Consider the following 10,894-nt stretch of genomic DNA (forward strand, 5'->3'; position numbering starts at 1 on the left):
GTCTTGGTGAAGCCGATCAGACCGGCCTTCGCGCTGGCATAGCCGACCCGGCCGGCGTCGCCGACCGCCGAGATGCTCGAGATGTTGACGATGCGACCCCACCCGGCGTCGATCATGTGCCGGCCTACGGCTCTGGTGGCGAAGAACGGCCCGTGCAGGTTGACGCCCAGGACCGCGTCCCACTGCTCGGTGGTCATGTCGACGATGTCGGCACTACGGGCGAAGCCCGCGTTGTTGACCAGTACCGTGGGCGGCCCCAACTCGGCGGCGACCCGGGCGACGGCGGCGGTCACCGCCACCTCGTCGGCGACGTCGGCGGCGACCGCGAGCGCCGACCCGCCGTCGGCCGTGATGGCTTCCACCGTGGCGGCGCAGTCCGTCTCGCTCAGGTCGATCACTCCGACCGTGAGGCCGTCCCGCGCCAGCCGCTTCGCCACCGCCGCGCCGATACCGCGAGCCGCACCCGTAACGATCGCCGTACGCCGCTCATTGCCATGGTCTGTCATGGGCTGAAGTCCACGGCAAAGACGCACAGTTGCCAACCCCTTTAGTGACGTCGTCCATCCGGACGATCACCGGCCGGCGGGCGGATCACCGGCCGGCCGAGCGGTGATCGGCGGCCCCGACCCGTAGCGCCAGCGCCACCAGGGCGGCGTCCTCGGGGCGGCGGATGTCGCGGCCGGTCAGTTCGCTGAAGCGGGTGAAGCGCTGCTGGACCGTGTTGCGGTGGCAGTAGAGCGCGGTGGCGGTGTCCGCGATGGAGCCGCTGCCCGCCAGGTGCACCCGCACCGTGCGCAGCAGCCGTTCGGCTTCGGCGGCCGGGACGCCGTCCGCGCGCAGCCCGCCGAGCACGTCCTGCGCCAGGTGACCGGCGAAGGAGTCCGCGCGGTGGACCAGGATGTCGAGCCAGGCGTCCGCCAGCCGCAGCGGTCCGGCGGCGTCCGGCCGCAGCGCCCCTGCCGTGGCGGTGGCGAGTTCGACCGCGCGGGGCACTTCGGCCAGGCCGTCGGCGACGGGTGACAGCCCGCACGGCACCCCTGCCAGCCGGTCCAGGACGGCGTCCGCCGTCACCCGCCGCCCCAGCTGTACGACCAGCAGCGACGCCGCGGAGACGGTCTGCCGCTGCACGGTGGCGCCGGCCGAGCGCAGCGCGGTGGCCGCGTCGATGAGGCCGCCGCCGGACCCCGGGAGCGCGGCCACGCACAGGAACCGGTCGGCGGGCTGGAAGCCGAGCGCGAGGCCCGCGTCGCGCACCACGGTCGGGTTGTGGCCGCCGGTCTCCAGCAGCCTGGCGAACCACAGCCTGCGCTCGTCCTCGCGCTGCCGTCCCATCTCCAGCACCGTGCGCTGGTACGCGGTCATGATGCCGGTGACGTGGGCTTCGACCGCCTCCCACACGTGGTAGGCGGAGGCCACCAGCAGCACCTTGTCCGCGTCGTCGGCCCGCTCCACCAGCGCGGACCACACGACGCGGAAGTCCAGCCGGGCGGCGGCCAGCAGCGAGTCCAGCGGTACGCCCTGCCGGGCACGCCGCTCGCCGATCCGTTCGGAGATGCCGGCGAGGTTCGCCGGTACGGGCAGCTCGGCGACGGTGCGCAGCAGCAGCTCGAACGCGCCCAGGGCGGTCTCGCGGACGTCGTCGTCGGGCACGGAGTCCGCGTACTCGGCGCGGACCGGGCGGACGCTCTCCAGCCAGTCGCCGAGCAGGCTGTCGACCCCTTCGAGGCACTCGACGGCGAGCTCGGCGACCCGCGGCGCCGGTGGTGGGAGGGCCGACGTAGGACGGGCGGGCGGTGAACTGTGCATGTGCACGATTGTGGCCCCCGGATCCGCGATACTTCAACGTTGGTCTCCTCCCCCGCACCAGCCATCCTGGGGCGACCGCCCGTGGGCCCCCGCTCCGGTCGGTCGACCCCTGGAGGCCCGGCAGTGCATCTGACACCCCGCGAGAACGAGCGGCTGCAGCTGTTCACCGCGGCGGAACTCGCCCGCCGCCGCAGGAGCCGCGGACGCCGGCTCAACACCCCCGAGGCCATCGCCCTCATCTGCGACGAGGTGCTGGAGGCCGCCTGGGACGGGCTGAGCATGGACGAGGTGATCGCCGTGGGCCGGGGAGCGCTCACCGCGGACGACGTGCTGGAGGGGGTGCCGGCGATGGTGCCCACCGTCCAGGTCGAGGCGCTGTTCCCGAGCGGTACGGCCCTGGTCGCCATCGACCAGCCCATCGCGGGCGGGGACACGGACGCGGAGCCCGCGCCGGGGGCGGTGCGCACGGGGCCCGAGCCCGTGCGGATCAACCAGGGCCGGCGCCGGCTGCGGCTGGCCATACGCAACACCGGCGACCGTGCCGTCTACGTCTCCTCGCACTATCCGCTCGCGGAGGTCAACCCCGCCCTGCTGCTGGACCGGGAGGCGGTCGCCGGGATGCGGCTCGACATCCCCGCCGGGACCGCCCTGGTCTTCGAGCCCGGGGCCGAGCGCGAGGTGGATCTGGTGGCTGCCCGGCACGAAGGCGCGAGCGAGGAGGACCGGACATGACTTCCCCGGATCAGCGTGGGCCCGGGAGCGGCCGCACAGTCGATCGGCGTACGTACAACGCGCTGTACGGACCCACGACCGGCGACCGCATCCGGCTCGCCGACACCGACCTGTGGGTCAAGGTGGAGGCCGACGACGGCACCCCCGGCGACGAACTGCTCGGCGGCTGCGGCAAGACCGTACGCGACGGCCTGCTCGCCTCTCCCCGCTCCGACCGGGCCTCCGCGCTCGACCTGGTCATCTGCAACGTGGTCCTGCTCGACCCCGAACTGGGCGTACGGAAGACCGACATCGGCGTCAAGGACGGCCGCGTCGTCGCGGTCGGCGGCGTCGGGAACCCGGACGTGATGCCCGTCGAGTTCGCCGTCGACTCGCACACCTCGATGGTGCCGGGCGAGGGTCTCATCGCCACCCCCGGCATCGTGGACTCCCACGTCCACCTCTCCTCGCCCGAGATCGCGCCCGCCGCGCTCGCCTCCGGCGTGACCACCGTCGTGGGCATGGGCCTGGGCGGGATGTGGGAGATCGGCTGCAACCCGGCCCACAATCTGCACACCTTGATGGGCGCGTGGAAGGGCACGCCGCTCAACGTGGCGTTCCTGGCCCGCGGTTCGTCCAGTTCCCGGCAGCTGCTGGACGAGGTGGTGCTGGCCGGCGCCGGCGGCTTCAAGATCCATGAGGACTTCGGCGCCACGCCGCGGATCGTCGACACCTGCCTGGCCGCGGCCGAACACGCCGACCTCCCGGTGGCGCTGCACACCGACTCGATGAACGAGTCCGGCTATCTGCGCGACACCATCGGCGCGACGCGCGGCCGCACCGTGCACGCGTACCACGTGGAGGGCGGCGGCGGTCACCCCGACCTGCTGGAGGTCCTCTCCGAGCCGAACATCCTGCCCTCCTCGACCACCCCGACCGTCCCCTACACGGTCAACACCGTCGACGAGCTCTTCCCGATGACGATGACCGTGCACCGGCAGAACCACCACATCGAGAGCGACGTGGAGGTCTCCAGGGGACGCATCCGCGCCCACGCCATCGCCGCCGAGAACTCACTGCACGACCTCGGCGCGATCAGCATCGTCAACTCCGACTCCATGGGCATGGGCCGGATCGCCGAGACCGTACGCCGCACCTGGCAGCTCGCCCACCTGCAGGCCCTGCGCTGCGGCGAGGGAGGCGTCGAACACTCCGCCAACGCACGGGTGCTGCGCTACCTCGCCAAGATCACCCTCAACCCGGCCGTCGCGCACGGCCTCTCCCACGAGGTCGGCAGCGTCGCCCCGGGACGGCTCGCCGACATCGTGCTCTGGCACCCCGCCTGGTTCGGCACCAAACCCGAACTGGTCATCAAGAGCGGCTTCGTGGCCTGGGGCAACACCGGTTCGGGCTCCGGCTCGACCCGGCTGACCCAGCCCCGTAGCTACCGCCCCTACTACGGCGCCCTCGGCGACGCGGCCTCGCGGCTCTCGCGCGTCTTCGTCGGCGCCGAGGCGCTGGCGGACACCGCGGCCCACAACGCCCTTCCGCGCGGCCTGCGTTACGCGCCCGTACGGGACAGCCGCGGCCTCACCCGCGCCGACATGCTCTACAACACCGCCACCCCGCGCGTCGAAGTGCCGCGCACCCACGGCCCCGTACTCGTCGACGGCACACCCACCGCCACCGACGCCGCCACCGGAGTCCCGCTCGCCCAGCTCCACCATCTGGCCTGAGCGGGCGTCCCCGCATCCCCGACCTCCACCGTCCAGCCGTCCCCCGCGCGAGCGGTCGCCGTCCCCGAGGAGACCGAGTGAGCCAGCAGCACCCACCCCCGACCCCCAGCCCGCCCACAGCCGCACCCTCCATGGGCGCCGCCGACGTCAAGCGCCTGCTCTCCGCCGCCTTCATCGGCACCGCGCTGGAGTGGTACGACTACTTCCTCTACGGCACCGCCGCCGCCCTCGTCTTCAACAAGCTCTTCTTCCCCGACCTCGACCCGGCCATCGGCACCATCGCCGCCTTCGTCACCTTCGCGGTCGGCTTCATCGCCCGGCCGATCGGCGCCGCCATCTTCGGACACGTCGGCGACCGGTACGGGCGCCGCACCGCCCTGATCATCACCGTCGTGCTGATGGGCGTGACCACGGGCTGCATCGGACTGCTGCCCGGCTACGCGAGCATCGGCATCTGGGCGCCCGCGCTGCTGGCCACTCTCAGGTTCCTGCAGGGCATCTCGGTGGGCGGCGAGTGGAGCGGCGCGATGCTGCTGACGCTGGAGCACACGCCCAAGGAGAAGCACGGCAGCTACTCCTCGATCCCCCAACTCGGCTCGCCCGTAGGCACGTTGCTCTCCAGCGGTGCCTTCGCGCTCGTCGGGATGCTGCCCGACGAGGCGTTCTACTCCTGGGGCTGGCGGATACCGTTCCTGGCCGCCTTCGCGCTCCTCCTCGTCGCCCTCTACCTGCGGCTGCGCATCGAGGAATCGCCAGTCTTCCGGGCCATGATGGCCGACGCCGAGCAGAACGGACCGCCGCCCGCCCCGCTCAAGGAGGCGTTCCGGCGCACCTGGGGACGGATCATCATCGGCATGGGCGCCGCTTTCCTGGGCATCGGCGGCTTCTTCCTGCTGACCACCTTCATCATCTCCTACGGCACCGGTGAGCTGGGCATCGACAAGTCGGTGATGCTCAACGCCACGCTCGTCGGCGCGGTCGTCGAGATCGGCGTGCTCGTCGTCGCCGGCCGGATCGCCAACCGGGTCGGCGCCTGGAAGGTGTGCACCTGGGGCGGCGTCATCTCGGTGCTGGCCGCATTCCCCACCTTCTGGCTGGTGGACACCGCACAGCCCGCGCTGGTCATCCTCGGCGTCGCGTTCGGGATCGGGGCGATCTCCATTCCGTACGCGTCGATCGGCGCCGTCATCTCCGGGATGTTCCCCGAGACCTTCCGCTACAGCGCCGTCGCCATGTCCTACAACCTCTCCGGCGTGCTCGCGGGATTCGTGCCGCTGGTCGCCGCCTCCATGCTCGGCCTGTCCGACGGCGCATCGTGGAGCGCGGCACTGCTGCTCATCCTCATCGCGGCCTGCACCACGGCCGGTTCCTACTTCGCGGGGCCGCAGCTGCGACGCCGGCTCGGCCACGCCCCCAGCGACCAGCACGAGACGACGAAGGACGTGAAGGTAACAGCATGAGCCTGCCCCACCCCCCGCGCACCGGCGGGCGGATCCTCGTCGACCAGCTCGCGGCACACGGCGTGGAGACCGTGTTCGGCGTGCCGGGCGAGAGCTATCTCGACGTCCTGGACGCGCTGCACGACGGGCCGGTACGGATGGTCGTGTGCCGGCACGAGGGCGGCGCCGGCTATATGGCCGAGGCGTCCGCCAAACTGACCGGCCGTCCCGGCGTCTGCTTCACCACCCGCGGCCCCGGAGCGGCCAACGCGCTCGTCGCGCTGCACACAGCGCACCAGGACGCCACGCCGCTGGTGCTCTTCGTCGGCCTGGTGCCGCGCGGTCACACCGGCCGCGCGGCCTTCCAGGAGTTCGACCTGCGCGGCACGTTCGGCGCCCACGCCAAGCTCGTCGAGACGGTCGAGGACGCCGCCCGGATACCGGAGTTCACCGCCCGCGCCTTCGCCGTCGCGGCCTCCGGACGGCCCGGACCGGTGGTGGTGGGGCTGCCCGAGGACATGCTCACCGACACGGCCCGGGTACCGGACGCGGCGCCCCTGCCCATACCCGAGGGAGCCGTCTCCGCCGACCAGCTCATCCGGCTCGAAGGGCTGCTGGAGGACGCGCACCGGCCGCTGGTGCTGCTGGGCGGCAGCCGCTGGACGGACCGGGCGCGGGCGGACGTACGGGCCTGGGCCGAGGAGTGGTCGCTGCCGCTGGCCGTCGACTTCCGCTGTCAGGACCTGGTCGCCGAGGAGTGCGAGGTCTTCGCCGGGCAGCTCGGCTACGGGCGCTCCGACGCGCTCGCCCAACGGGTGCGTACAGCAGATCTGCTGGTCTGCGTGGGGGCGTCGCCGGGAGATGTGGCCACCGACGGCTACACGCTGCTGGCCCCGGCAGAAGCACAGGCGGAAGGCCGCCGCATCGTCCAGGTGCTGCCGGAGGCGCAGCCGCCGGGCACGCTGCACCACGCCGAACTCGCCCTGCTGGCCTCGCCGGAGGCGTTCGGCATAGCTGTGGCGCACCTCAAGCCGTCCGGGCCGGGGCCGGTCGACTGGACCAAGGTCACGGAAGCCGACCGCGCCGCCCACCTGGATTACCGCGAACCGGTACACAACGACGAGCCGCTCGACCTCGGCGCCGTCTTCGCCACCCTCGACGCCCGGCTGCCGTCCGGCACCGTCATCACCTTCGGCGCGGGCAACCACGCGATATGGGCGCAGCGCTTCCTCGGCTACGGGGACGGCCGACGCCAACTCGGCCCCCGTAACGGCTCGATGGGCTACGGCATACCGGCGGCCGTCGCCGCCGGCATCGTCCACCCGGAACGCCAGGTCGTCTCCGTCGCGGGCGACGGCTGCTTCCTGATGAACGGGCAGGAGCTGGCGACGGCCGTCGCCGAAGGCGGCACACCGCTGATCCTGGTCATCGACAACGGCACCTACGGCACCATCCGCAAGCACCAGGAAATGCACTACCCCGGCCGGGTCAGCGGCACCGACCTGGCCAATCCCGACTTCGCCGCGTACGCGCGCGCCTTCGGCGCACACGGCGAAACCGTCACCACCACCGAGGAGTTCGCACCCGCGCTGGAACGCTGCCTGACGGGCGGGAAAGCGGCACTCATCGCGCTGCGCCCCGCCGAGGGACGGCTGACCCCGGACACGACCGTCGCATCCCTGCGTGAAGAGGCCCACCGTGACTGACGCCGTGACTGACCCCCTGACCCTGCACAACGTCGTCGACGGCAAGCAGGTGCCGGTCGCCGACCGCATGGAACTGACCGACCCCGCGACCGGCGAGGTCTACGGCACCGCGCCCCGTACCGCACCGGCAGAGGTGGACGCCGCGGTCGGCGCCGCCCGCCGCGCCTTCACCGGGTGGCGCCGCAGCACCCCCGCCGACCGGCAGCGTGCCCTGCTGCACCTCGCCGACCTGGTGGCGGAGAACGCCGAGGAGCTGCTTGCCGCCGAAGTACGCGCCACGGGCAAGCCGCCCGGGGTGACCCGTACGCTCGAAATCGACCGCGGTGTCGACCAGTTGCGCTTCTTCGCCGGGGCGGCCCGCGTACTGGAGGGCATCGCCGCCACCGAGTACGAGGAGGGGCACACCTCCTACGTACGGCGCGAGCCGGTCGGCGTGGTCGCCCAGGTCACGCCGTGGAACTACCCGTTCATGATGGCGGTGTGGAAGCTGGGCCCGGCGCTGGCGGCGGGCAACACGGTCGTGCTCAAGCCGTCCGACACCACTCCCGCCTCCACGGTGCTGCTCGGCGAACTGGCCGCCCAGGCGTTCCCGCCCGGCGTGGTCAACGTGGTGTGCGGTGACCGCGAGACGGGCCGGGCGCTGGCCGAACACCGGGACGTTGACATGGTGGCCATCACCGGCAGCACCAGGGCCGGTTCTGAGGTGATGAGCTCGGCGGCGCAGCGGGTCACCAACGTCCACCTCGAACTGGGCGGCAAGGCACCGGCGCTCGTCTTCGCCGACGTCGACCCGGCACGCACGGCGCGGGCGCTGGCGGATGCGGCGTTCTTCAACGCGGGCCAGGACTGCACGGCCGTCACCCGCGTGCTGGTGGAGCGCTCAGCCTACGAGCCGGTGCTGGCGGCCCTGGTGTCCGCCGCACGGGACACGCCCGTGGGCGGCCCGTCGGAGGACGCCTTCCTCGGCCCCCTCAACAGCGCGGCGCAGCTGGACCGGGTGAGCTCTGTGATCGGTGAACTGCCGCCGCACGCCGTGCTGGAGACCGGCGGGCAGCCGCTGGACCGGTCCGGGTTCTTCTTCCCGCCGACGGTGATCTCAGGCGTACGCCAGGACGACCCGGCGGTGCAGCAGGAGACCTTCGGCCCGGTGGTGACGGTCCAGCCCTTCGACACCGAGGAGGAGGCGCTGGAACTGGCCAACGGCGTGGACTTCGGCCTCGCCTCCAGCGTATGGACGGGCGACCTGGGCCGCTCGATGCGGCTGAGCGCCGCGCTCGACTTCGGCTCCGTCTGGCTCAACTGCCACCAGGTGATCCTGGCCGAACTGCCGCACGGCGGCTACAAACAGTCCGGCATCGGCCGCGACCTGAGCCGCTACGGCTTCGACGACTACACCCGCGTCAAACACGTCATGGCCGCCCACGCGACGCCGTGATTCAAGCCCGCCGGGCGATGTGCCCGATGAAGGAGGCCCACGCCGTACGCGGAGTGGTGAGGGGTGCGCGACCGGTGTCCTTGGAGTCGCGCACCCCGACCCGGGCCCCGAGGTCCGCGACCTCGACGCACTGGTTGCCACTGTCGTTGCTGTAGGACGACCTCAGCCACAGGGCGCTGGCCAGGCTTTGCTGCTTCACTCAGTGTCCGATCTCTCGCGTGAGTGCTTCGAGAACTCGGGGCGTGTCCTCGGGAGACAGCGCCCCAGCCCGCATGGCGTCGAATCTGCGAGCGTGCTTCCAGACCTCATACTGTTCACCGATTGCCGACACAGCACCAGAAGCGTCGTCGACCTGCACCAGCGAGGGAAGACGCGAGTCGAAGCCCAGCACGGTGAACGGGCCTCGCGTGCAGCGATAGGACGCCGACGCCATTGGGTGAATCTGCACAGTCACATTATCGAGCGCTGCCAGCGAGTTGATCTCGGCGTACTGCTCCCGCATCACCTCGGCACTGCCCATGACGCGCCGGAGCACGGCCTCATCGAGGATGACCCACAACTCGACAGGGCTCGCCTCCCGGGTGACCAGCTCCTTGCGCTCCATGCGTAGTGCGATGTTGCGCTCGACGAACTGTGTCGTCGTCTCCTCGATGGACTTCGCCCGCTCGAACATCGCCCGCGCGTAGCGCTCGGTCTGCAACAGACCGAGCACCACGTTCGTCTCCCAGGCGTCGATCGTCCGGGCTTCCGTCTCCAGACCGATGTACGTCGCCATGCCGGACGGCAGGAACGTGCGGTAGGTGGACCACCAGCCCCGGTTCAGCGAGTCCCGGTGCAGTTCCGTCAGGAATTCGACGTCGTCCGGGTCCTCAACTCCGTACCGTTCCAGGAGCGCTTCCAGGTCCGCTGACTTGGGCAAACCGATGTCGCCCTTCTCCACCCGGGAGAGCTTCGGCTGGCTGAAACCGAGCCCGGACACGGCCTCGTCCATGGTGAACCCGGCCTTCTCCCGCAACCGCCGCAGCTCAGTACCCAGTTGGAGCCGACGCACCGTCGGCCCACGCTTCGCGGCCATCTGTCCCCCTCCTGCTGCCCACTACCCAGCGTGCGGGCTCGCTTGCACAGAGTCTGACATCGCTTGCAGGTGGTGCGCAGCACTTTGCATGAGTTCCGGCATATACCACTTTCTCTTGAGTTCAGAGGTTCGATTGCATATTAACTCGCATGTCGTTGAGGCTCATTGGCAAGCCGACCAGCCAACTCACTGCCCCGGAGCCACAGATGCCCCCTCCCACAGAGCCCCCGAACACCCGGAACACCCCGCACGACCTACGCGCCCGGGTCGTCCTCTACGCCTGCGTACACGACGCCACCGACCCCGCCCGCATCATGGGATCGCTCCGCGAACTCGCCGCCGCCCGCGACTGGGAGGTGGTCGACTCGGTGTACGACACCGGGCCCCTCGACCGGCCCCTCACCGACCGGCTCGGCTGGCGGACCGTCGACGCCCTCGTACGGGACCACCGGGCACAGGGCGTGGTCGCCCTCTCCCCGCGCCATCTCCCCTACCTCCGGACCCGTCTCCCCTACCGGGCCGCCTTCGTCGCGTACCTCGAACAGGGACGCCCGTGACGCACCACTACCGGGCCTCCGTCACGACCGACCCCGCCAACGTGCCGGCGGTGCGCCACACCATCGCCAAGCTCCTCGCCGAGTGGGGCCTGCCGGAGACCACACCCACCGCACAGCTCGTACTCAGCGAACTGCTCGGCAACGCCATCCGCTACGGCGGCGGCCCCACCGTGACCGTCGACGTGGCCCGCGAGACCACCGCACTCCGCATCGCGGTCAGCGACAACTGCGCAATCGCCCTCCCCCGCCTGCGCCACCCCTCCGAGGACGAAGAGCACGGCCGCGGCCTGGCCCTCGTCAACGCCCTCACCACTGACTGGGGCACGGACCCGACCACCACCGGCAAGACCGTCTGGGCCCTTCTGCCCACAGCCGCACCGGCAGCGCGCTGAGGACGCGGACGATTGCTACCGTCGAATACAGGGAGCG

Annotated in this window: 11 protein-coding genes; 7 read left to right on the top strand and 4 right to left on the bottom strand. The window is 71.4% G+C overall.

The window, feature by feature from the left end; genetic code table 11:
• Window positions 1–506 (bottom strand): SDR family NAD(P)-dependent oxidoreductase (locus tag ACRDP3_RS08500; protein WP_431516239.1); only part of this gene is annotated, 506 nt, incomplete at its 3' end.
• Between the two features lie 85 nt (window positions 507–591).
• Complete coding sequence (locus tag ACRDP3_RS08505) at window positions 592–1,806, bottom strand: PucR family transcriptional regulator (protein ID WP_431516240.1); 1,215 nt, start codon at window positions 1,804–1,806, stop codon at window positions 592–594.
• A gap of 123 nt (window positions 1,807–1,929) precedes the next feature.
• Here ACRDP3_RS08505 and ureA point away from each other — a divergent pair, with 123 nt between their 5' ends.
• The 5 genes from ureA (at window position 1,930) to ACRDP3_RS08530 (ending at window position 8,833) form a co-directional block, all read left to right on the top strand.
• Complete coding sequence (ureA, locus tag ACRDP3_RS08510) at window positions 1,930–2,538, top strand: urease subunit gamma (RefSeq protein ID WP_431516241.1); 609 nt, start codon at window positions 1,930–1,932, stop codon at window positions 2,536–2,538.
• Window positions 2,535–4,253, top strand: a complete 1,719-nt coding sequence (locus ACRDP3_RS08515) for an urease subunit alpha (RefSeq protein WP_431516242.1) — start codon at window positions 2,535–2,537, stop codon at window positions 4,251–4,253. Before ureA ends, ACRDP3_RS08515 begins: the two co-directional genes overlap by 4 nt.
• Before the next feature lie 77 nt (window positions 4,254–4,330).
• Entirely contained in the window at window positions 4,331–5,713 is a 1,383-nt protein-coding gene (locus ACRDP3_RS08520; protein ID WP_431516243.1) for an MFS transporter, read from the top strand.
• Entirely contained in the window at window positions 5,710–7,398 is a 1,689-nt protein-coding gene (locus ACRDP3_RS08525; protein ID WP_431516244.1) for a thiamine pyrophosphate-dependent enzyme, read from the top strand. Before ACRDP3_RS08520 ends, ACRDP3_RS08525 begins: the two co-directional genes overlap by 4 nt.
• A gap of 4 nt (window positions 7,399–7,402) precedes the next feature.
• Window positions 7,403–8,833 carry an aminobutyraldehyde dehydrogenase gene (locus ACRDP3_RS08530; RefSeq protein ID WP_431516245.1) on the top strand — a complete coding sequence of 477 codons (1,431 nt, stop codon included), beginning with the start codon at window positions 7,403–7,405 and terminating at the stop codon, window positions 8,831–8,833.
• Window position 8,834: 1 nt separating this feature from the next.
• Here ACRDP3_RS08530 and ACRDP3_RS08535 read toward each other — a convergent pair whose 3' ends face one another.
• On the bottom strand, window positions 8,835–9,032 hold the full coding sequence (locus ACRDP3_RS08535; RefSeq protein ID WP_431516246.1) for a DUF397 domain-containing protein: 198 nt from the start codon (window positions 9,030–9,032) through the stop codon (window positions 8,835–8,837).
• Complete coding sequence (locus ACRDP3_RS08540) at window positions 9,033–9,908, bottom strand: helix-turn-helix domain-containing protein (protein WP_431516247.1); 876 nt, start codon at window positions 9,906–9,908, stop codon at window positions 9,033–9,035.
• A gap of 206 nt (window positions 9,909–10,114) precedes the next feature.
• Between ACRDP3_RS08540 and ACRDP3_RS08545 the strand changes: the two genes are divergently transcribed.
• Together ACRDP3_RS08545 and ACRDP3_RS08550 are read left to right on the top strand one after the other, a co-directional pair.
• The gene (locus ACRDP3_RS08545; RefSeq protein ID WP_431516248.1) at window positions 10,115–10,465 is read left to right on the top strand and encodes a hypothetical protein; all 351 of its coding nucleotides are present in this window, start codon (window positions 10,115–10,117) and stop codon (window positions 10,463–10,465) included.
• Window positions 10,462–10,857, top strand: a complete 396-nt coding sequence (locus ACRDP3_RS08550; RefSeq protein ID WP_431516249.1) for an ATP-binding protein — start codon at window positions 10,462–10,464, stop codon at window positions 10,855–10,857. The genes ACRDP3_RS08545 and ACRDP3_RS08550 overlap by 4 nt, the downstream gene beginning before the upstream one ends.
• Window positions 10,858–10,894: the final 37 nt, after the last annotated feature.

It is taken from the genome of Streptomyces sp., from assembly GCF_050698815.1.
Lineage (GTDB): Bacteria > Actinomycetota > Actinomycetes > Streptomycetales > Streptomycetaceae > Streptomyces.